This window comes from Vibrio sp. CCB-PB317, from assembly GCF_022808245.1.
Classification (GTDB): Bacteria; Pseudomonadota; Gammaproteobacteria; order Enterobacterales; family Vibrionaceae; genus Vibrio; species Vibrio diabolicus.
Genome location: NZ_JALGNU010000001.1, coordinates 1509024 through 1530407 on the forward strand (window position 1 = coordinate 1509024; position 21384 = coordinate 1530407).

Here is a 21384-nt window from a genome sequence, read left to right on the forward strand (position 1 = left end):
AGGTAGATGAGGAAACGATGCAACATCTAGAAGAGATCATTGCTAGCGCGAGCACTGCAATTGAAGCTGCCGAATCGCTAGTCGCACTTGATGAAGTGCGTGTTCAGTATCTGGGTAAAAAAGGTGAGCTAACTGCTCAACTTCAAAGCCTAGGCAAACTACCACCAGAAGAACGCCGTGAAGCTGGTCAAGAGATCAACAAAGCGAAAGGCGTCGTTCAGCAAGCTATCGCAGCTCGTAAAGACGCACTACAACGTGCAGAGCTTGAAGCGAAACTAGCCGCTGAAACAATTGACGTGACATTACCAGGTCGTCGTATTGAGAACGGTGGTTTACACCCAGTAACTCGTACTGTAGAGCGTATTGAGAAGTTCTTTGGCGAACTTGGTTTTAACACCGAAGCTGGCCCAGAGATCGAAGATGCATTCCACAACTTTGATGCGCTAAATATTGCCGCTGACCACCCTGCTCGTACTGATCACGATACTTTCTTCTTCAACCCAGATTTAATGCTTCGTACTCACACGTCAGGCGTACAGATCCGTACGATGGAAAATGGCAAACCACCATTCCGTTTCATCGCACCAGGCCGTGTATACCGTAACGACTACGACCAAACACACACGCCAATGTTCCACCAGGTGGAAGGCATGCTGGTTGATGAGAACGTAAATTTTGCACAGTTGAAAGGCATCCTGCACGATTTCCTATGTAACTTCTTCGAAGAAGAAGTAGAAGTACGTTTCCGTCCATCTTACTTCCCATTCACAGAACCTTCAGCTGAAGTAGACGTGAAAGGCAAAAACGGTAAATGGTTAGAAGTACTAGGCTGCGGTATGGTTCACCCGAACGTACTACGTAGCGTAGGCATCGATCCTGAAAAATACTCTGGTTTCGCATTCGGTATGGGTGTTGAGCGTCTAACGATGCTTCGTTACGGCGTGAACGATCTACGTGCGTTCTTCGAAAACGATCTTCGTTTCCTAAAACAGTTCAAGTAATCCAGAGGGTTCATCAACATGAAATTCAGCGAATCATGGCTTCGTGAGTGGGTAAACCCAGCGGTTACTACTGACGAACTCACTCATCAAATTACAATGGCCGGCCTAGAGGTAGACGACGTTCTTCCTGTAGCGGGCTCTTTCACTGGCGTTAAAGTGGGTCACGTTGTTGAATGTGGTCAACACCCAGACGCAGACAAACTTCGCGTTACTAAAGTAGATGTAGGCGAAGAAGAGCTTCTAGACATCGTTTGTGGCGCACCTAACTGTCGCCAAGGTCTGAAAGTAGCGGTAGCAACAGTTGGTGCTGTTCTTCCAGGCGATTTCAAAATCAAAAAAGCGAAACTACGTGGCCAGCCATCTCACGGCATGCTTTGTTCGTTCACTGAACTAGGCATTGATGTTGAGTCAGACGGCATCATGGAACTAGCAGAAGACGCAGTAATCGGTACTGATTTCCGTGAATTCCTAGGTCTAGATGACGTAACGGTAGACGTAGATCTAACAGCAAACCGCGCTGACTGTTTCAGCATTCGTGGTCTAGCTCGTGAAGTTGGCGTACTAAACCGTGCTGACGTGACTGAGCCATCAGTAGAAGCAGTTGCCCCTTCAATCGACGATAAAGTGTCTATTGAAGTGAAAGCTCCTGCTGCGTGTCCTCGTTACCTAGGTCGTGTTGTTAAGAACGTAAACGTTCAAGCTGAAACGCCACTATGGATGCAAGAGAAACTGCGTCGTTGTGGTATTCGCTCTATCGACCCTGTTGTAGACATCACTAACTACGTGCTTCTAGAGCAAGGTCAACCAATGCACGCATTCGATCTAGCGAAGATCGAAGGTGGCATCGTAGTTCGTATGGCTGAGCAAGGTGAGAAGCTAATACTTCTTGACGGCAGCGAAGCAGAACTAAACGCAGATACATTAGTTGTTGCTGACCACAACAAAGCACTTGCAATCGCAGGTATCTTTGGTGGTGAAGAGTCTGGTGTAACAACTGAGACTAAAGACGTTCTACTAGAGTGTGCATTCTTTGCACCTGACCACATCCGTGGTCGCGCTCGTAGCTACGGTCTTCACACTGATTCTTCAATGCGTTTCGAGCGTGGTGTGGATTACGCACTGCAAGTGAGCGCAATGGAGCGTGCAACTCAGCTTCTTGTTGAAATTTGTGGCGGTGAAGTAGCACCTGTTGTTGCAGTAGAGTCTGAAGCAGACCTACCTAAGCCAAACAAAGTTGCTCTACGTCGTACGAAGCTAGACAACCTACTAGGTCACCACATCGCTGATGCTGACGTAGTAGAAATCCTAGAGCGCCTAGGTTTGACTGTTGAAGCTTCAGAAGAAGGTTGGGTGGCAGTAGCGCCAACATGGCGTTTCGATATCGCTATCGAGCAAGACCTGATTGAAGAAGTTGGCCGTATCTACGGTTACGACAACATTCCTAACCAACACCCAGCTGCAGCACTTAAGATGCACAACCACGTTGAAGCGGATCTTCCACTGAAACGCGTTCGTGATCTTCTTGTTGACCGTGGTTACCACGAAGCAATTACATACAGCTTCGTTGAGCCTGAACAACAAAAGCTAGTTGTACCTGGTGTTGAGCCTCTAGTGCTTCCAAACCCAATTTCTGCAGACATGTCAGCAATGCGTCTTGGTCTTATCCAAGGGCTGCTGAACACGGTTGTTCACAACCAGAAACGTCAACAGCCACGCGTTCGTCTATTCGAATACGGCCTACGTTTCATCCCATGTGAATCTGCAGAAAACGGCATGCGCCAAGAGCCTATGCTTGCAGGTGTTATTGCTGGTACTCGTGGTGAAGAGCACTGGGATATCGAAACTAACACCGTTGATTTCTTCGACCTTAAGGGCGATCTAGAAGCGATTCTAGAGCTATCTGCGAACGAAAAAGCGTACTCTTTCGCTGCACTGTCACCTGAAAGCAAAAAAGCTAACCCAGCACTTCACCCAGGTCAATCTGCGGCAATCATCGTAGATGGCAAAGAAGTGGGCGTGATCGGTACCGTTCACCCTGAGCTTGAGCGTAAGTTCGGTCTAAACGGTCGTACTATCGTATTCGAAATCGAATGGTCTGCAATCAACAGTAAAGTGATCCCAGAAGCGGTTCAGCTTTCTAAATTCCCATCAAACCGTCGTGATATCGCTGTAGTTGTGGACGCAGCGGTAGCATCTGGTGACATCGTTAATGCTTGTTTAGAGCAAGGTGGCGAGTTCCTTAAAGATGTGAAGCTGTTCGACGTTTACGTAGGTAAAGGCGTTGAAGAAGGTAAGAAGAGCCTAGCAATCGCTCTGACTCTACAGTCAGTTGAGCGTACGCTTGAAGATGCAGATATAGCTGGTGCGGTTGACGCTATCGTTGCTCACGTTTCTGAGAAGTTTGGTGCGTCTCTACGTGACTAAGCGTTAGACGAACTACCTCTCTTAAGAAACTAAAAACCCTGTCAAATCGGCAGGGTTTTTTTATGTTGAGCATTATCTTATTGTGATTCACGTACTAGGCCGTTTACGTCACCTCCAACAACCTCAAAAATCTGGACCAAACTCGAGGTAACGCTTAATCGAGACTTGGCATATATCGTTTTTCAGCCAACAGACGCTAACGCTAGCTTATTGGCGGCTAGGCGGCGAGTGAGAGGGTATAGCTAAGCAGAAGTGGGAGCGTAAGAATACTGAAAAAGTTGCCAAATAGTACCATTGACGCCACTTTCATGGGCTCTATATTCAGCCTTTCCGCAAATAGGTAATTCATGACGGCTGGTGGCAGCATTGTGAAGAGTACCATCATTTGCAATTGCATCGTTGGAAGGGGAATTAACCAATAAATAAGTGCAAATGCAACCGCCCCAGTTGCAAGCGACTGCACGGTACACAATACACCAACCTTTAAACCGTCCACTCTTAAATGACACATTTGCGCCCCCAGGGATAAAAGCATCACGGGTACTGCCGCTTGGCCAAGTAGAGCAGTCGCTTCGTATAAAGGTGCCCATACACCCACATTTGACACGTTGAGAAACAGAGCCAACGACGCAGCTAAAAAGATTGGCATCTTGACTATTTGCTTAAAAGGGTTGCCATTACTAAGTAGCATTACACCTAAACTAATGTGCAAGCATGCTGACACGACAAATAGCAGTACTGCTGAGGATAGCGCAATTTCTCCAAACGTATAGGTAAACAAAGGAATAGCAAGGTTTCCGCTATTGCGAAACATATGTGGTGGTGCCCAGGTTTTAAACGACAGTGACGTCAATCGACATACTGGGATCATGAGTAGTGCGGGAACCAAAACCGCGACAATTGCTGCAAAAAGGAGTGGTCCCTGATTCGAGTCTAACGGCATGTTAACGAGCGAAGAAAACACCAGCGCAGGTGTGAAAACCTCAATGTTAATGCGGTTGATTGGACGAAAGTCAGGCTTGATGTAACGACCTACCAAATAGCCGACGCCGACAAGAGCAAAAACAGGGAAAAGAATATTTATGATTTGATTAATCATGGTCGCCTAGATGAAGTGTAAGGAGCTAATGTGGAGATACACGAAGAACCACATTATCAACCTTTATATATTGCGTCATCGCTGAACAGTGAGAAGCGTGGGTTTAATCAAGCTTTCTAAGCACAGTTGCAAAGCCAGGTGGTCATACCATTTAGTTCAATTGTTACGTATCGAGTTACATACAAATCACTGAATTTACGACAAGTTCTATGTCAAGTGTCTGTTAAATAACCAATCTCTGATATTTTTATTAAATAGTGATTAATGTTGATATTTAAACTACTTTTAGTTTTATCAGCTGGATGTTTTTCCTATTAAAGAGAAAACAAAAACAAAAATATCAAAATGTTGGCGTTTAACAATAATTTACATAGTGCTATTCCTTTTGTTCGCCAAGAAAAAAGTTGGCGAAAATCATAAGCTTGTCATACACTTCCTGATGTAACCCCGATATGTTGTTGAATTGGTAGGGTAAAACTGCTCTGGCGCTACACTAACGTAGCATTGTTTAACATAGCTTTGAGGAAAGTTTTATGGCGCTCACAAAAGCCGAACTGGCAGAAAACCTGTTTGATAAATTAGGATTTAGTAAGCGGGACGCCAAGGAAACGGTGGAAGTGTTCTTTGAAGAGATTCGTAAGGCACTGGAAAGTGGCGAACAGGTAAAACTGTCAGGTTTTGGTAACTTTGATCTTCGTGACAAGAATGAACGACCTGGTCGTAACCCGAAAACCGGTGAAGATATTCCAATTACTGCTCGACGTGTAGTGACTTTTCGCCCGGGTCAGAAGTTAAAAGCTCGTGTAGAAAACCTGAAGAAAGTACAGTAAGCCGAATAAATGGATCACGCTAAGGCGTGGTCTTTTTTTTGCGTAAAACTTGTGTCGCATATAAACGAAAACCACCGCAATGCGGTGGTTTTTCTGTTTTTGAGTATATCTTAATGATATGGGTTACGCTGCTTCTAGGTGCGTTGTTAAGTATGGTTGCCATGCTTGTTGGTACAAGTTTTTAGACTGTGCACGCATGTTGCGAATAGAAGCGAGTTCTAGTTCGCTTAGTTCGCGTTTCTCCATCATCGCTTGGCGTTCTAGTTTCTGGATTTTTTCGTATAGGTCGTGTTCAGGACCGCTTTTCACATCTGCGATGGCTTTTAAGTGCAGTTGAACTTCGGCAACCAGATTTGTCTTTGGTAAACGAACGAGTAAGTTCAAGTCTCTATAGCCTGAAGGACCAGGTTTTTTGAAGCGATTTTTTACTTTAACAATTGTTGTTTCACGCTCTAAGGTTTCATAAATGGAGACTAAGCTCGCGACGTCTTCAGCAACAATTGTGGCACGGGCTAGGTCAGTAATGCGTTCGACTTTTCCATCTAACTCCAAAGCTATCTTTTCTTCTGCTCGTTGTTTGGACTTTACGCCTGCGAAGTATGGCTGAGCATCATTAAGAAGTGCGGTACTTTTACAGATAGTTTCAAGCTCAAATTGTGCTTGGTGAGCTTTGCTGTAAAGAATGTCGAAGTCAGTGTATGGCTGAGTTGGAGTTGCGTCGATTGACTGAATACCATACAAGCCGCTAAGGCTATGTTTAAAGAGTTTCGAACAAACTTCGTTTTGACTTGTTGAACGATTTTGATCGCCACTCGGCGCTGGGGTAATTGGAAGTGCGGCAAATGCCGGTGCACGGCTAAGTACCAAAAGCATCAATGCTGTAGTACGAAGAAATAAGCTCATTCACTCTCCTTAACTTGCTTGTACTTAGAAAATAGGGAACATAAAGGTCGCTAAGTTCGGCAAATCAGGTACTAACTTATTAATGGGGTCATTACGAAAGATTCCAAGGTTTCAGTTTTGTCTTGAAGTGGAGTCGTGCGTTAGATCACCATTTCTCTTTTCTTTATTCTGTTTATCAGATAAAGGCGTGGTTCCTATAAGAACGTTTACATCCTACCACCGCTGTATTAACCAAAGATGAACGGCATAGACAAATTGAAAAAAATCGTTAGTCTTACTTCTCAAAATCAAAATCAGCCGACAAGTAGAAAGTAAAATGAGAGACCAAGAGTTTTGGCATAATAAATGGGCCAGTAATCAAATCGGATTTCACTTGGAAGATGTAAACCCGCTATTACCTGCATATTGGCAACACACAAACCCAAAGCGTGAAGACAAAGTGTTAGTGCCTTTGTGTGGAAAGTCAGAAGACTTGATTTGGTTAGCGGTGAAGCATGATTCAGTTGAAGGTGTTGAGCTGAGCCATATCGCTGTTCGTGCCTTTTTTGCTGAACATTTTTATACGCCAACCGTGACGCCTGTTAATGGTATGCACGAGCTTTATCAATTTGATGAGCTTTCTATTTATACTGGGGACTTTTTCACTGCTCCAGTATCTCAAGCCGATATCATTTATGATCGCGCTGCGTTGGTTGCTTTACCGCAAGATATGAGAGAGGAGTATGTAGAGCGTCTCAAGCAACTTTTGAATCCAGGCGGTCGTATTTTGCTTGTTACACTCAACTATCCTCAAGAAGAGATGGCGGGGCCTCCATTTAGCGTGCCAGTTGAAGAGATTGAGCAGTTATTTTCAGGTTACAAAGTTACCTGTTTGAACGTAGATGAAGCTGATGAAAACCATCCTAAAATTGCGAAAAAAGGCTTAAGTCGCTTCTCTGAAGAAGTGTACTTAATCGAGAGTGAATAGGTTTTCCTCGGTTTGGAAAACGAAATAGCGCAGCAATTTGAGCTGCGCTATTTTTGTATAAGTGGTTCGTATTTAATAAGTGATATTCACTTTTGATGCACTTTCAACAGCATCTTGAACGGCTTCTTCGGTGGTTTTTCGTCGCGTAAGGACAACACCTAAACGACGGCGACCATCGATTTCTGGCTTGCCGAATAGACGAACTTGCGTTTGAGGTTGATCTAAGGCTTTGGTTAGGTTGTCAAAGCGAATGTTTGTGGAAGTCCCTTGCCCAAGAATAACGGCCGACGCAGATGGACCATATTGTACGATATTATTAATCGGCATTCCGGTAAATGCACGTACGTGGAGAGCAAACTCAGACATTTCCTGCGAAATCATTGTGACCATGCCTGTATCGTGAGGGCGAGGAGAGACCTCATTGAAAATGACCTTATCGCCTTTAACAAATAACTCTACACCAAAGATGCCGTAGCCACCGAGTGCGTTGACTACTTTCTCTGCCGTGTATTCTGCTGCTTTTACTGCGTTTTCTGACATGGCTTGCGGTTGCCATGATTCGCGGTAGTCGCCATCTTCCTGACGATGGCCAATTGGAGCACAGAAGTGAACACCGTCAACGGCTCTTACAGTCAATAAAGTGATTTCGTAATCGAAGTCGATAAAACCCTCCACGATCACGCGACCTGCACCCGTACGTCCGCCTTCCTGTGCGTAATCCCATGCCTTTGCAACGTCGTCTTCGGTCTTGATGACACTTTGCCCTTTACCTGAAGAGCTCATAACTGGCTTTACTACGCACGGTATGCCTACATGCTCAACCGCGGCTTTGAAGTCTTCAAAAGTATCTGCAAAACGATAAGGTGATGTCGTCAGTTCTAGTTCTTCTGCAGCCAAACGTCGGATACCTTCACGATTCATTGTTAGCTTGGTTGCCTTAGCGGTTGGAACAACATTCAGCCCTTTTTCTTCAAGCTCTACCAGTTTGTCGGTTGCGATAGCTTCGATTTCAGGTACGACGTAAGTAGGTTGTTCCTTCGTAATAACTTCTTCTAAGGCGCTTTCATCTAACATATCGATGACGTAACTACGGTGAGCAACTTGCATCGCTGGAGCATTAGCATAGCGATCACAAGCAATCACTTCTAAACCAAGTCTCTGACATTCAATTGCGACTTCTTTACCGAGTTCGCCAGAGCCTAAAAGTAATACACGGGTAGCATTTGCGCTGGTTGCAGTGCCAAACATAGTGTTCCCTTACAAAATAGAGTGGTGAGACAGAAATTGCAGGAGATCATACTGAAGTTTTATGACAAAGCAAACGTTTGCTTTTGGTTTTTAGGCAATAAAAAAGCTCTACATGCAGTAGAGCTTTTTATACTGAAATTGTCGCTTATACGTTGACAAAACTAAGTGGAATATCTGGATTCAACGCTTCTAACGTTGATTGCGTATCAGCCAAATGACTGATCTTGCCTTCTGAGTTTTCTACCAGAGCAGCGGCTTTGATATTGTCAAAAGTTTCACCCGCAAGTAGTACCTGGATCAGCGCAACTTGTAATGGCGGCAAGCTAGGGTTAAATGCTGCATTTTCCGCATAAGCACCTTGGAATATACGGCCGCTAGCCATTTCTAATGCTAAGCCACTCAGGTTGTTGGTATATGGTGAGTGGCTCATGTTCATCGCTTCAACAGCGCTTTGAATTAGAGTGTCTTCATCATCGCATGAGAACTGATGCTTTACTTCTGCCATTAAGCCGGATTCGATACCGAGATCGTTTGGTCCAAAGGCTTCAGGTAGGTATTCATGCAGCGACTTTTCTTCGCGTTCTGGAAGCTGGATTTTAAGCTCGTTTGCGGTAGATAACTCGTTCATGAACTGACGGCAGTGACCACATGGGCTGAAGTTAATGGTGATATCTTTAATACCACGTTCACCTTTCATCCAAGCGTGGCTAATTGCAGACTGCTCTGCGTGAACCGTTTGACCTAACTGAACACCAAAGAATTCCATGTTGGCACCGAAGTAAAGGCGACCTGAGAGACCACGAACGATAGCACCGACATAAAATTCAGAAAGAGGAGCATAGGAATATGCTGCGGCAAAAGGAAGTAGAGCAACACGAAGCTCTTTATCTGATAGACCGGTAGCTGAAAGCAACTGCTCAAACTGTTGAACTGAAAGCGTAGCATCAAAATCATCAGCTTGGATGATAGGAGCAAGTTGTTTGGAAAGTGCTTCTGGAGCGCCTGCTAGCGCCTGTTCAATGCGACTTTTCATGTTGAATCCTTGTTATTGCATGGACAGTTATTCTATGTGAAGGATAGAAATGTTCCGTGCGTTAGATCACGATAAATAATGCAATTGATAATTCTGTTACATAATTAGAGTGAGCTCACACATGTATTCGATTGCACTGACGTGAAGCGTTATCTCCGTCTCACAATTAACCATATCAGTATATATTCATATAACCAAGACGCTGGGATATGTTAATTACGATGCCTACATGTCCACACAACGTTATTCCTAGATATCTAAGCAACGTTGAGTCAGTAATATTGCACTGAATGTTGAAGTTATTAGTGTGTATCTCGTCAGAGTGCCTTAACGATCTTACTAGAACGGGTTGTTAGATGAGGTAATACAGAATTCTGGAAGGGATAAGGAAGAAACGGGAAGGCCACGGCCTGCCGGAAGGAGGGCAGACCGAGAGCGCTTAACTATTGATATAGCCAGACAGCCAAAGCAAAAAAGCTTGGAGCCAAAATAGAAGTGATGATGCCGCATAAAACCAATGCGAGTGATGAGAACGCGGCATCAATGGGCTGTTTCTCTGCACATGTCGCGGTGCCTAAGGCATGAGACACGGTACCCATTGTTAGGCCACGTGCAATCGGGTGTTTAATTCCAATTAAGTTGTAAATTGGGTATGCCAAAATCGCGCCCAATAAACCAACAATCAGAACCAAGATCGCCGCAACGGCAGCTTCACCACCGAGGTGACTCGAAATTTCCATTGCTATTGGCGTAGTGACGGATTTACCCACTAGACTTGCGATTAAACTGATATCCGCTTTGAAAGCGACTGCGATCAAGGTGGTTGTCATCATCGACATCACACTGCCTACTGTGCAAGCAAAAGTGATGATTCGCCAGTTTGCTTTAATCTGTGGTAGTTGTTCATATAACGGGTAAGCCAGAGCAACTACGGCTGGTTGAAGTAAAAAACTGATCCCTTCGTTATCCGCATAATACGTTTCAAACGGTACATTTAAGTAAGTAAGCAAAGGAATGAGCACTGCAATACTGATTAGCAAAGGATTTGCTAGAGGATTATTCACTTTGATTGCGATTTGGCGCGCGACAAGAAAAACCGCAATGGTAACAACTAACCACATATCAGTGCTTCTCCTTTAGCAAGTAGTCCAGCAGCCAAGCGAGGCTGACCAGTACAATGAGTGAGCCTCCAACTGCGCTAGCAATGATAGGGAGGGCATTAGCGAGTAGCATATCGAAATGTTGCATTAATCCCACGCTAATAGGAACGAACAACAAAATCATGTAGCGGATAAATAGCGTGGCGCCCGGTTTGACCCAATCGACCTTTACAAGCCCAAGAGTCATGGAGAAAAACAGTACGAGCATACCGATGACACTTCCTGGGACGGAAACGCCAGTGAACTTTTGAATGGTAATTCCGATGCCAAGTGCCCCCATAATGAGGAAGATTGAAATGAGCAGTTGGATCAGTTGTAAGAATCGTTCTTTAATCATTTTGACAGTATATAAACAACAAGCACACCATAAGGTGCGCTTGTATTGGGAGGAGTTAAGAAGCTAAGCTCTCTACATAACGGTACACGGATTTTAATATCGCAATCTTCTTTTCGTCACTTTCATGTTCGTGAACTAAGTTTTCTAAATTCAGCATGTACTCTTCAATTTGGCTTTCAAACACTTCTCGACAGTGTAATGCCCAGCGTCTCTGTTCTTGCTCGTCTAATGTGCCTGGGAAGTTACGCGCACGATAGCGGAACAATAGAGGTTTAATGCGCTTGTCATCAAATTCAATGTCCAATGCGGCAAGATTGTTCGGGTCGGTTTCTCGAATGATATCCATGGCTGCGCGATCGGCCGGAGAGAAGAATCCGTCGTAAAGTTGCGTATCGACGTCATCACTTTTATCGAATTTACGCTCGACTGAAAAGAGGCTAATCAGCTTTTCTCTAATTTCAGGATGTTGGCGCAACAAAGCGAGATTAGCGAGACATTGCTGGCGGTCAATGCCAATAGACTCCGCATTTTCAGCCGTTAACGTTTTTGCAGGGGCGAGAATAGGGCATTTGTTTAAATGAACCAACTTAACTGGTACTGGTAGCAAGTCACCAAGATCTTCTCGCTTAGTGTAGAGTCTTTCGTGTAGCTCTTCTGCGGATAGCTCTAGAATAGGTTGAGGGTCTTTCGCTAAATCGATAGTGATAACGGCGTTATTATTGGTTGGATGCCAAGCAACAGGCACAATCCAGCTGGTGTATTGGCATTCGCGCCCTAGCATGCCTGAAACGTGCATCAAAGGCGTCATGTTGACGATGTCGACTAATTCATTGAGCTTACGCTTTTGGCGCATAGAAAAGAAGTAGTCAAACAATTTTGGTTGCGCTGCTTTGACTTTCTTCGCCATTTCGATAGTCGCAATCACGTCTGCCATCGCATCGTGCGCGTTACTATGTTCTATGCCGTTAGCAACAGACAAGTGCTCTAATTTAAAACTAGTGAAGCCATCTTCGTTTTCTGGCCATTCTACGCCTTCTGGGCGAAGGGCGTGGCATGCGCGTAGCACATCGAGTAAATCCCAGCGCGAGTTACCGTTTTGCCAACTCCATGCGTATGGATCGATAAAGTTGCGATAACAAGTATAACGGGTCACTTCGTCATCAAAGCGAATGCTGTTGTAGCCTAAACTGGTGGTATTTGGTTTCGCGAGTTCAGCGTGAATCTTAGCGATAAACTCAGGCTCAGAAAGGCCTTCTTGAACCGTTTTTTGCGGAGTAATACCAGTAATAAGCGCAGCTTCAGGAGACGGAAGATAATCAGCAGGTGGCTGGCAGTACATGACTAAAGGTTCGCCGATGATATTGAAGTTTTCATCTGTGCGGACACCAGCGAACTGGCTTGGGCGATCTTTCGCGGGGTTTGTTCCCCATGTCTCATAATCAAAGAAGAAAAAAGTGGGCTGATTATCTTGGTGCATTCTGCTTACCGTTTACAAAACCGATAACAGTATTAGACCATTCAACGCCTTGACTAGCAACGAAAGATGCAAGTTGAATTTTTGAAAATGAAAAAAGCCGATGGCGAACCATCGGCTTGATATTTTACGTTTTATCGCTTTGGAAGGAATTTGAGTTCTATGCTCGTGTTTCTTCCAATGTTGCTTCACTTTCTGGTGACTTCAGCACTCGGCTAGCAATTGTACCCGCAGTCATTGAGCCTGAAACGTTCAGTGCGGTACGTGCCATATCGATCAATGGTTCAATAGAGATAAGCAGCGCCGCGATGGTCACAGGCAAGCCCATTGCAGGAAGAACAATCAATGCTGCAAACGTCGCGCCGCCACCCACACCAGCGATACCAAATGAACTGATGGTGATAATCGCAATCAATGACAGGATAAAGTGCAGATCCAGTGGGTTGATGCCCATTGTCGGAGCTACCATCACTGCCAGCATTGCAGGGTAGATACCTGCACATCCGTTTTGGCCGATAGTGGCACCAAACGATGCTGATAGGTTTGCAATTGCTGGTGGAACGTTAAGCTTCGTGATTTGCGCTTCTACGTTTAGTGGGATCGTTGCTGCTGAGCTACGAGATGTAAACGCGAAGGTCAGTACAGGCCAGATTTTCTTAAAGTATTCCGCAGGGCTAACGCCGACAAAAGAGACTAATACGCCGTGAACAACAAACATCAGTGCGATAGCAACATAAGACGCCACAATAAAGCCAAGTAGGTTTAAGATGTCGCCTGCGCTTGATGTCGCAACCACTTTTGCCATCAGTGCTGCGATGCCGTATGGCGTTAGGGCCATGATCATCTTCACTAATCGCATAACGATAGATTGAGCAGCTTCTACGAAAGTACGAATCGGTGATTCCAACTCTGCTTTTTCCATCATCACTTTACGAGCGGCGATACCAGTTAACACGCCGAAAATCACAACAGCGATAATTGATGTCGAGCGAGCACCTGTTAGATCAGCAAATGGGTTGGTTGGAATGAAGCTAACTAGCATTTGAGGAATAGTTAGGTCACTTACTGTACCGGCACGGCTTTCTAAAACGGCGATACGAGCGGTTTCACGCGCGCCTTCAGTTAAACCCTCTGCTGAAAGGCCAAATGTCGTTGTCACCAAGATACCGATGAGTGCAGCAATTGCAGTCGTTACAAGAAGAACAGAGATGGTCAGGCCAGAAATTTTACCTAATGATCCACCTTTTTCCAATTTAACAACTGCAGAGATCATCGATACCAATACTAGTGGCATGATGACCATTTTCAGTAGACCAACGTAGCCACTGCCTACAATGCCTACCCATTCAAGTGTTTGAGCAATTGCGCTGTTGCCTTCACCGTGAATGAGTTGCAAAGCAAGACCAAAAAGAGAACCAGTAACAAGACCGATTAAAACGAGACGAGAGAGTGTGTGTTTCTTTTGTTGTTGGTTAAATAGAAAGAACAATATGCCAACAAAGACGGCTAGAGAGGCTATCACTGCAAAATTCATAATCTGACCTTATCAACCTGCCGAAATGGCGGTTGTTTTTTATACGGGGTTTTATACGGATTTGTTTATGGGGCGTAAGATAACGCTCGCGATATAACTTTAAAAATGACAAACGGGTATTAGCTAGATCTAAAATGAATATAAAAACGAGATCTAAGTCGCGTGAGAGTGTGAATTAGCACGTTAAATGTACAAAATGGTTATTCGTAGTGATGCAGTAAGTCACGCATTTCTTGCCTTTGTAAGTAAACCACCGAATCTTCTTGATAACTGAAAAGTTGATAAATCATCGCTTTGGCGACATCTTCCGCTCGAATAGGTAAAAAGTTGGACAGTTTGCCAAGCATGAGTGGGCGAATTACCTTAAACAGAATTTGCACTAACTTCTCGTCCGTTCTTGGACTTTGACGTTGACCAACAAGCGGGCCTGGGCGAACAAACACGATTTCCTCAAAACCCATAGCTTCGATTCTTTGTTCCATTTGTCCTTTACAGGCTAAGTAATGGGATGGTGATTTACTATTTGCACCAAGGCTAGAAACAACCGCAAGGCGTTTGACTCCGATCGTTTTCATCTGTTGGGCGACTTTACACACCAGATCAACATCTACTCTACGTAAATTATCCTTACTGCCTGCTTGCTTAAGAGTTGTGCCTAAACAGATAAAGCCGATGGTCGGTGTTGGTTGGTTATCATCCCATTGGTGGATAGAGAGGTCGGCATCAATGAGAGGAACAAGCTTATTGTCCGCATCTAGGACGCCATCGAGTGGGCGGCGAGAAAGATAATATAAGGTACCAACACCTGATTGATTTATGAGGTTTGTAATGACTTTTGAACCGACTAAGCCAGTCGCCCCAGCGATGATGGCGCAGGTGTTGTTATCCATGTCCTTTCTCCTATATGGGAATATAGCCTAAGCTATTGTAGCGGATTTCAAGGAGTTACTTATAATCGAATGCTCGAAAGGTGAGACGCTCTGCGAACTCAGTAGACTTTCCTGACAGAAATCTGATTAGCGCTGCCCCAAGCGGATGCAAGGGTATACAATAGTGGACGCTCAAAACTGGGGCTGAGCAAGATTTCTTAATCAATGGAACACCTCTCACCCAGACAACATCAAAGGAACGTAAAAAATGGATGACTCTTTTGCAGCGGAGATACAAGCGCGCATAGATAACAAAACCAAACCCGTCGGTTCTTTAGGCTTATTGGAAAAGGTGGCACTACAGCTAGCTCTTATTCAAAGTCAGGATAAACCTCAGCCAGTTGATTCCATCGCTATCTGTAAACCGAGCATGCTGGTATTTGCTGGAGATCACGGCGTTGCAGAGGAAGGCGTAAGCATTGCGCCAAGCGAAGTCACTCAGCAAATGGTGGCTAACTTTCTCGCCGGCGGCGCAGCCATCAACTGCTTTTGCGACATCAATGGCATCCAACTCAAAGTAATAGATTGCGGCATGTTGGCATCTATTGATGTGCTGGTTCCAGAATTTAAGTTTCATCCAAACTTGGTTGAACAACGGTTGGGTAACGGTACGGCTAATTTTTCTAAACAATCAGCGATGTCCCCAGAACAAGTGGCGCTAGGTTTAGAGTATGGTGCGAAGATTGCTGAGCAAACCATTTTGCATGGTTCAAACCTCTTGATGTTCGGCGAGATGGGCATTGGTAACACCAGTTCGGCTTCCGCACTGTTATCGGCGCTGAGTTCATTAGATATTGATTATTGTGTTGGCGTTGGCACCGGAATCAATCAACAGCAGTTGAGCCGCAAATATAAACTGGTTGCACAGGGAGTAAACCGATGTCGAGGTCTTGATACTAAAGCGATTCTCGCACAGGTTGGAGGCTTTGAAATCGTACAAATGGTAGGCGCTTTTTTAGAAGCCAAGCGGCTTAAAACCCCAGTTTTAGTGGATGGATTTATCGTATCGGTTGCTGCGTATATTGCAACGTTGCTAGACGAAGAAGCTCGCGAATACATGTTGTTTGCCCACCGCTCCGAAGAAAATGGACATAAGTTTGTATTAGAGTACCTAAAAGCAGAACCTCTACTCGATCTTGGTTTACGATTAGGGGAGGGAACCGGAGCCGCTCTTGCCTTACCCTTGTTAAAAGCTGCTGCCCAGTTTTACAACAAGATGGCGAGTTTTGAGAGTGCAGGAGTTACAGTATAGTGTCAGTCCCTGATAATTCTGAGAACGTCACGCCGTCATCGTTAAGATACCAGTGGGAGTTGTTTCTATTAGCTATCAGTTTTTTTAGTCGCTTACCCGTCCCCCAAGCCTTGCCATACAGTGAAGAACGCATGAATCAGGCCGGTCGTTACTTCGCGTTAGTTGGTCTCGTGCTTGGAGCGCTTTGTGCTCTGGTATTTTCGCTCACCTCAATTCTTTTCCCAGAATCGGTTGCCATAGTATTAACGATGGTGTTTAGCTTATTGTTAACAGGGGCATTTCACGAAGACGGCTTGACTGATATGGCGGATGGCATTGGCGGTGGCATGACTGTCGAGCGACGCCTCTCTATTATGAAGGACAGCCGCATTGGCACTTATGGTGCAGCCACTCTCATTATGGCGTTATTGGCTAAGTATGTTTTTTGGAGTGAACTGGCTAACTTACCGCAGTTTTGGTTGGTCATTGTCGTCGCTTATACCGCAAGCCGAGCACTAGCCGCGACGCTTATTTATGACATGCCTTATGTCAGTGACAGTGATACGTCGAAAAGTAAACCGCTGGCAAATAGCCAGTCTTCTTTAGAAGTCTCCATTTTGTTGTTTACTGGTGGCATAACATTGCTTGTGCTTGGTATCACGCAGGCGATCTTTATATCGCTTGTTCTCGTGGTATTTCGTTTGATGTTCAAACGTTGGTTAACCAAGCGAATTGGCGGCTTTACGGGGGATTGTCTTGGCGCAGCGCAGCAGCTATCGGAACTGCTTGTTTATCTCACTATGATTGGGTTTTATCACATCTCATGAAGCAATTGATACTCGGTGGCGCGCGCTCTGGGAAGTCGCATTTGGCGGAAAAAACAGCCAAGCAATTATCGACCACTTCTCAACACTCATTACATTATGTTGCAACCGCGCTGCCATTTGACCAAGAAATGCGAGAGCGAATAGCGCATCATCAAAAGCAACGAGGGGGCGAGTGGCAAGAGCATGAATGCCCCCTTCATTTATCTGAGTTACTGACAAATTTCGCTAACACCGATGTTGTACTGGTCGATTGTTTAACCTTGTGGCTCAATAATTGGATATTTGAGTTAGGTGATGAATGTTCCAATGAGAAGCTAGAAGCAGAAATTGAAAAGCTTATACAGGTGGTACGTGGCTCAGATGCGACGTTAATATTCGTCTCTAACGAGGTTGGAATGGGTATTGTGCCTTTGGGGGCGGTTAGTCGTTACTTTGTGGATAATGCAGGACGGATGAATCAAAAACTAGCCAGTGTTTGCCATCGTGTTACCTTTGTTGCTGCTGGTTTGCCGTTGGTTCTTAAAGAGTAGGATGGAACAAAATGAAAACACTCAATATCTATCTTGTGCGTCATGGAAAAGTAGATGCTCCACCAGGACTCCATGGCCAAACGGATGTAAAAGTTACGCCTGCTGACCAAGAAAGCATTGCTCGGGCTTGGATCGAGAGTGGACGAAGTGTGGGTGGAGTGATTTGTTCTCCTCTTTCACGTTGTCAAGAACTGGCAAATATAATTGCTGAACAGCAATTATTACCAGTAATGACGGATGAATCTTTACAAGAGATGGCGTTTGGTGATTTTGATGGTGTGCCTTTTGATATGCTTACTGAACAGTGGAAAAAGCTAGATGCTTTTTGGCAATCGCCAGCACAGCACACGTTGCCGAATGCTGAGAGTTTAAGCACATTTTCTGAGCGCATATGTCGCGTGTGGTCTCAAATCATCAACGATATCAATGACAATCTACTTATCGTCACGCATGGTGGCGTCATTCGTATGATTCTTGCTCATGTATTGGAGTTAGATTGGCGTAACTCCAAGTGGTACTCGACGTTGTCGATAGGAAACGCGTCTGTCACGCATATAACAATGACCATCGATGAGCAAATTTACGCCTCGGTCCGTTCGATTGGCGTACCTCTTTTAAATCGTTAACTTATAAAAATTAAAATGCCCAGAGCGATATTGCTTGTGGGCATAGTCACGGAAGATGTCAGTGGAAGCCCATCTGCTAGGTGCAGGAAGCGAAAATTGACTCAGTTACATAAAAAGGAAATATAGAAATGACCACGCCGAGTTGGGATTTGTCCATCGTTTATAACGACCTTTCTGACCCACGAATTCAAGACGATATTGCTCTTGTTGAACAATGTATTGATCTTTTGAATAAACAATCAGCAGATTGTGGCAACGTAGAGATCATGCAAAATGCGATTTTGACCAATGAAGCAGCGAGTCGTTTAGCGGGCACAGTTGCAAATTTTGCGAGTTGTTATGCTTCTGTTGATGTAACAAACGCCGAAGCGAAATCGTTACTTGGTAAAATGACCCGCATCTTTTCGGAGCTTTCTCAAGCGTTCAGTCCCTTTGATTTGACACTAACGCATGCCGACGAAGAGTTTATCTTGCGCGTGTTAGATCATGAGAATCCTGATATCAGTGGGCAAGCATTTTCTATCTTGAACTCCAGAAAGCTGGCGGATACTCGTCTTAGTAACGCCGAAGAACAGTTACTTGCTGCGATGAGTGTGGATGGTAAATCGGCTTGGGGTAACCTATACGATAACCTGACTGGCTCATTGAAAGTGAAGCTTGAGTATGCAGATGGTAAGAGTGAAGTGCTTGGGTTTTCTCAAGCGGCAAGCATTCTTTATGGTTCTGAATTCGAGCGTCAAGAAGCCGCTTGGCGAGGTGTACAAGATGCAATGCAAACGCACCAAGAATCATTCGCTGCAATTTTGAATGCGTTAGCAGGATGGCGTTTAACTGAAAACAAAAAGCGTTCGACGAAGCGTGAAGTTCACTTCCTAGAGCCGAGTTTGCATGGTAGCCGAATCCAAGCTGAAACTTTAAATGCGATGATGACCGTAGCCAAAGACAGTCGAGCTATTGGTCAGAAAGCGGGTTTATTGATGGCGAAAGTACATGGTCTGGATGAGATGAAACCTTGGAATCATCTGGCGGCTATGCCTGCTTTGAGCGGTGAAGCGAAGGTCTACGACTTTGATGAAGCGATTGATGTTATTTGTGAAGCATTTGAAACAGTAAACCCTGAGATGTCGGAGTTTGTCCGTTTGATGGTACAAAACGGATGGATTGATGCCGCGCCAAATGCCAGCAAGCGCCTTGGTGCATACTGCACCAAACTGCCAGCAACGCGAACACCACTTGTGTTTATGACTTGGAGTGGCAGTCGCTCAGACCTGATGACTCTCGCGCATGAACTTGGCCATGCGTTCCATAACTGGGTTATTCGTGATTTGCCACTTTGCCAAACTTACTACCCAATGACGTTAGCAGAAACCGCCTCTATTTTTGCAGAAAACATCGTTCGTGATCATTTGATTTCGAAAGCGGAGAGCGTCGATGAAAAGCTAGAGATGTTGTGGGAAGAGTTGTCATCTGCGCTAGCTTTAATGATCAACATTCCGGTCCGCTATGAGTTTGAGAAATCGTTCTATGAACGCCGCCAGGATGGAGAGTTAACCGCAGATGAATTCTGTGAGTTGATGTCTGAAACTTGGAAAGAATGGTATGGCGACGTAATGAGCGAGCCGGATCCGTACTTCTGGGCAAGCAAGCTGCACTTTTCTATCGATAGTGTGAGTTTTTATAACTACCCATACCTGTTTGGTTTCTTATTCAGCAAGGGTATTTATGCAAAGCGAGAAACCAAAGGCCAAGCGTTTTACACCGATTACATCAATTTGCTGCGCGATACTGGCTGCATGATGGCGGAAGATGTTGTCGAAAAGCATCTATCGATGGATTTAACTCAACCAACGTTTTGGCAGCAGAGCGTTGAGCTAGTGCGTGAAAAAGTCGATGAGTTTGAGCGTTTGCTCGCACAGCGCGGCTAAGTTTTTCGCAGTGTTGATGCATAATCTGCTTTATGGCTACAAAAATTTGATCAAATCATAATGATCTTAATCAGGGCTGTGGTAAAGTTCACAGCCCTAACACTTTGTAATTGTTTAAAAATTAAACGCCTCAATGCTTGATTTGAGTGCCTGGCGCGAAAAGGTATCGGATTTTCGAGGGAAATAGTGATTTCTACTCATAAGTGAGATCGCAGCAACAAAAATCCTTTGTACAATTTATTAACATACCCGCCGTGCTATTAAGGAGTAACGCATGACGAAGTCTCTCTTTCGCCAATCGTTTTTAACTGACACGTTAGATGTTCATATCGATGTTGCACCAGCGGAGCAGGTGCTTTCTAACGGTGTAAAACTTAAACTCTATCAGCGTGGTGTACTAGAAGTGATCCCTGAGAACTATACTCAGGATACGAAGAACGTCATCATCTCTTGTGGGGTTCACGGAGATGAAACCGCACCGATGGAGCTGGTGGATTCCATTATTCAAGACATAGAATCTGGGTTCCAGACGGTCGATACCCGTTGTCTATTCATTATCGCTCATCCAGAATCCACTCTGGCGCACACGCGATTCCTTGAAGAAAACCTCAACCGTCTTTTTGACGAAAAAGAACACAAGCAGACAAAAGAGCTTGTCATCGCTGATACACTAAAGTTGCTCGTTCGCGATTTCTATCAGGATACCGACCCGACAACACGCTGGCATCTTGATTTACACTGCGCGATTAGAGGTTCGAAGCACTATACGTTTGCAGTAAGTCCTAAGACTCGTCATCCTGTGCGAAGCAAGGCATTAATCGATTTCTTGGACAGTGCACACATTGAAGCTGTGCTCTTATCAAACTCACCATCGAGTACGTTTAGCTGGTACAGTGCTGAGAACTTTGGTGCGCAAGCTCTCACAATGGAGCTTGGTCGTGTGGCTCGTATTGGTGAAAATGACCTCGATAAATTGACTGCGTTTGATTTGTCTTTACGTAATTTGATTGCGGAAACGAAGCCAGAACACCTACCAAAACCATGCATTAAATATCGCGTAAGTCGCACAATCGTTCGCTTGAACGAAGACTTTGACTTTATGTTCGACGACAACGTTGAAAACTTCACTTCATTTGTTCACGGCGAAGTGTTTGGTCATGATGGCGACAAACCATTAATGGCGAAGAACGAAAACGAAGCGATTGTCTTCCCGAACCGCCATGTCGCAATAGGTCAACGTGCAGCTCTGATGGTTTGTGAAGTGAAAACCCGTTTTGAAGAGGGCGAGTTGGTTTACGATTAATCC

19 protein-coding genes are annotated in these 21384 nt (G+C 44.8%); 10 read left to right on the forward strand and 9 right to left on the reverse strand.

Annotation, left to right across the window (positions count from 1 at the left end):
* The first annotated feature begins 17 nt into the window (after window positions 1-17).
* Window positions 18-1001 (forward strand): phenylalanine--tRNA ligase subunit alpha, encoded by a 984-nt coding sequence (gene pheS / locus MTR11_RS06980; protein ID WP_005385470.1) that lies wholly within the window; start codon window positions 18-20, stop codon window positions 999-1001.
* 18 nt (window positions 1002-1019) lie between these two features.
* Window positions 1020-3425 (forward strand): phenylalanine--tRNA ligase subunit beta, encoded by a 2406-nt coding sequence (pheT, locus tag MTR11_RS06985; RefSeq protein WP_243327195.1) that lies wholly within the window; start codon window positions 1020-1022, stop codon window positions 3423-3425.
* Between the two features lie 217 nt (window positions 3426-3642).
* Here the strand turns inward: pheT and MTR11_RS06990 are convergent, their stop codons facing one another.
* Complete coding sequence (locus MTR11_RS06990; protein ID WP_074191174.1) at window positions 3643-4524, reverse strand: AEC family transporter; 882 nt, start codon at window positions 4522-4524, stop codon at window positions 3643-3645.
* A 533-nt stretch (window positions 4525-5057) separates the two neighbouring features.
* Between MTR11_RS06990 and ihfA the strand changes: the two genes are divergently transcribed.
* Window positions 5058-5354 (forward strand): integration host factor subunit alpha, encoded by a 297-nt coding sequence (gene ihfA, locus MTR11_RS06995; RefSeq protein WP_005377899.1) that lies wholly within the window; start codon window positions 5058-5060, stop codon window positions 5352-5354.
* A 123-nt stretch (window positions 5355-5477) separates the two neighbouring features.
* Here the strand turns inward: ihfA and MTR11_RS07000 are convergent, their stop codons facing one another.
* The gene (locus tag MTR11_RS07000) at window positions 5478-6257 is read right to left on the reverse strand and encodes a RelA/SpoT domain-containing protein (RefSeq protein WP_006741655.1); all 780 of its coding nucleotides are present in this window, start codon (window positions 6255-6257) and stop codon (window positions 5478-5480) included.
* 316 nt (window positions 6258-6573) lie between these two features.
* On the opposite strand from MTR11_RS07000, the gene MTR11_RS07005 reads away from it, so the two are divergent.
* A complete protein-coding gene (locus tag MTR11_RS07005) occupies window positions 6574-7224 on the forward strand; it encodes a thiopurine S-methyltransferase (protein ID WP_243327196.1) in 651 nt (216 codons plus the stop codon).
* Window positions 7225-7296: 72 nt separating this feature from the next.
* On the opposite strand, the gene purT is transcribed toward MTR11_RS07005, so the two are convergent.
* From purT to MTR11_RS07040, 7 genes are all read right to left on the reverse strand, one after another.
* A complete protein-coding gene (purT, locus tag MTR11_RS07010; RefSeq protein WP_243327197.1) occupies window positions 7297-8472 on the reverse strand; it encodes a formate-dependent phosphoribosylglycinamide formyltransferase in 1176 nt (391 codons plus the stop codon).
* 145 nt (window positions 8473-8617) lie between these two features.
* Entirely contained in the window at window positions 8618-9505 is an 888-nt protein-coding gene (gene cdd / locus MTR11_RS07015; protein ID WP_109168440.1) for a cytidine deaminase, read from the reverse strand.
* A 443-nt stretch (window positions 9506-9948) separates the two neighbouring features.
* Window positions 9949-10626: an LrgB family protein gene (locus tag MTR11_RS07020; protein WP_005377888.1), complete on the reverse strand. Its 678-nt coding sequence runs from the start codon at window positions 10624-10626 to the stop codon at window positions 9949-9951.
* Between the two features lies 1 nt (window position 10627).
* Entirely contained in the window at window positions 10628-11002 is a 375-nt protein-coding gene (locus tag MTR11_RS07025; RefSeq protein ID WP_005397786.1) for a CidA/LrgA family protein, read from the reverse strand.
* A 55-nt stretch (window positions 11003-11057) separates the two neighbouring features.
* Window positions 11058-12479 carry an exodeoxyribonuclease I gene (sbcB, locus tag MTR11_RS07030; RefSeq protein ID WP_046874843.1) on the reverse strand — a complete coding sequence of 474 codons (1422 nt, stop codon included), beginning with the start codon at window positions 12477-12479 and terminating at the stop codon, window positions 11058-11060.
* Window positions 12480-12636: 157 nt separating this feature from the next.
* The gene (locus tag MTR11_RS07035) at window positions 12637-14010 is read right to left on the reverse strand and encodes an L-cystine transporter (protein WP_005377885.1); all 1374 of its coding nucleotides are present in this window, start codon (window positions 14008-14010) and stop codon (window positions 12637-12639) included.
* Window positions 14011-14210: 200 nt separating this feature from the next.
* Complete coding sequence (locus tag MTR11_RS07040; protein ID WP_182018907.1) at window positions 14211-14900, reverse strand: NAD(P)H-binding protein; 690 nt, start codon at window positions 14898-14900, stop codon at window positions 14211-14213.
* 247 nt (window positions 14901-15147) lie between these two features.
* Between MTR11_RS07040 and cobT the strand changes: the two genes are divergently transcribed.
* The 6 genes from cobT (at window position 15148) to MTR11_RS07070 (ending at window position 21381) form a co-directional block, all read left to right on the forward strand.
* Window positions 15148-16191 (forward strand): nicotinate-nucleotide--dimethylbenzimidazole phosphoribosyltransferase, encoded by a 1044-nt coding sequence (gene cobT, locus MTR11_RS07045; RefSeq protein ID WP_243327198.1) that lies wholly within the window; start codon window positions 15148-15150, stop codon window positions 16189-16191.
* Window positions 16191-16997 (forward strand): adenosylcobinamide-GDP ribazoletransferase, encoded by an 807-nt coding sequence (locus MTR11_RS07050; RefSeq protein ID WP_046874846.1) that lies wholly within the window; start codon window positions 16191-16193, stop codon window positions 16995-16997. Before cobT ends, MTR11_RS07050 begins: the two co-directional genes overlap by 1 nt.
* Window positions 16994-17527, forward strand: a complete 534-nt coding sequence (gene cobU, locus MTR11_RS07055; RefSeq protein WP_005397778.1) for a bifunctional adenosylcobinamide kinase/adenosylcobinamide-phosphate guanylyltransferase — start codon at window positions 16994-16996, stop codon at window positions 17525-17527. Before MTR11_RS07050 ends, cobU begins: the two co-directional genes overlap by 4 nt.
* An 11-nt stretch (window positions 17528-17538) precedes the next feature.
* The gene (gene cobC / locus MTR11_RS07060) at window positions 17539-18153 is read left to right on the forward strand and encodes an alpha-ribazole phosphatase (protein WP_243327199.1); all 615 of its coding nucleotides are present in this window, start codon (window positions 17539-17541) and stop codon (window positions 18151-18153) included.
* 128 nt (window positions 18154-18281) lie between these two features.
* A complete protein-coding gene (locus tag MTR11_RS07065) occupies window positions 18282-20078 on the forward strand; it encodes a M3 family oligoendopeptidase (RefSeq protein ID WP_243327200.1) in 1797 nt (598 codons plus the stop codon).
* Between the two features lie 274 nt (window positions 20079-20352).
* Window positions 20353-21381 carry a succinylglutamate desuccinylase gene (locus MTR11_RS07070; RefSeq protein ID WP_006741645.1) on the forward strand — a complete coding sequence of 343 codons (1029 nt, stop codon included), beginning with the start codon at window positions 20353-20355 and terminating at the stop codon, window positions 21379-21381.
* The last annotated feature ends 3 nt before the right edge of the window (window positions 21382-21384 follow it).

Excerpts from the sequence above, each read along its gene's own strand:
- pheS (WP_005385470.1), top strand. The coding sequence starts at position 18 with ATGCAACATCTAGAAGAGATCATTGCTAGCGCGAGCACTGCAATTGAA.
- pheT (WP_243327195.1), top strand. The coding sequence starts at position 1,020 with ATGAAATTCAGCGAATCATGGCTTCGTGAGTGGGTAAACCCAGCGGTT.
- MTR11_RS06990 (WP_074191174.1), bottom strand. The coding sequence starts at position 4,524 with ATGATTAATCAAATCATAAATATTCTTTTCCCTGTTTTTGCTCTTGTC.
- ihfA (WP_005377899.1), top strand. The coding sequence starts at position 5,058 with ATGGCGCTCACAAAAGCCGAACTGGCAGAAAACCTGTTTGATAAATTA.
- MTR11_RS07000 (WP_006741655.1), bottom strand. The coding sequence starts at position 6,257 with ATGAGCTTATTTCTTCGTACTACAGCATTGATGCTTTTGGTACTTAGC.
- MTR11_RS07005 (WP_243327196.1), top strand. The coding sequence starts at position 6,574 with ATGAGAGACCAAGAGTTTTGGCATAATAAATGGGCCAGTAATCAAATC.
- purT (WP_243327197.1), bottom strand. The coding sequence starts at position 8,472 with ATGTTTGGCACTGCAACCAGCGCAAATGCTACCCGTGTATTACTTTTA.
- cdd (WP_109168440.1), bottom strand. The coding sequence starts at position 9,505 with ATGAAAAGTCGCATTGAACAGGCGCTAGCAGGCGCTCCAGAAGCACTT.
- MTR11_RS07020 (WP_005377888.1), bottom strand. The coding sequence starts at position 10,626 with ATGTGGTTAGTTGTTACCATTGCGGTTTTTCTTGTCGCGCGCCAAATC.
- MTR11_RS07025 (WP_005397786.1), bottom strand. The coding sequence starts at position 11,002 with ATGATTAAAGAACGATTCTTACAACTGATCCAACTGCTCATTTCAATC.
- sbcB (WP_046874843.1), bottom strand. The coding sequence starts at position 12,479 with ATGCACCAAGATAATCAGCCCACTTTTTTCTTCTTTGATTATGAGACA.
- MTR11_RS07035 (WP_005377885.1), bottom strand. The coding sequence starts at position 14,010 with ATGAATTTTGCAGTGATAGCCTCTCTAGCCGTCTTTGTTGGCATATTG.
- MTR11_RS07040 (WP_182018907.1), bottom strand. The coding sequence starts at position 14,900 with ATGGATAACAACACCTGCGCCATCATCGCTGGGGCGACTGGCTTAGTC.
- cobT (WP_243327198.1), top strand. The coding sequence starts at position 15,148 with ATGGATGACTCTTTTGCAGCGGAGATACAAGCGCGCATAGATAACAAA.
- cobU (WP_005397778.1), top strand. The coding sequence starts at position 16,994 with ATGAAGCAATTGATACTCGGTGGCGCGCGCTCTGGGAAGTCGCATTTG.
- cobC (WP_243327199.1), top strand. The coding sequence starts at position 17,539 with ATGAAAACACTCAATATCTATCTTGTGCGTCATGGAAAAGTAGATGCT.
- MTR11_RS07065 (WP_243327200.1), top strand. The coding sequence starts at position 18,282 with ATGACCACGCCGAGTTGGGATTTGTCCATCGTTTATAACGACCTTTCT.
- MTR11_RS07070 (WP_006741645.1), top strand. The coding sequence starts at position 20,353 with ATGACGAAGTCTCTCTTTCGCCAATCGTTTTTAACTGACACGTTAGAT.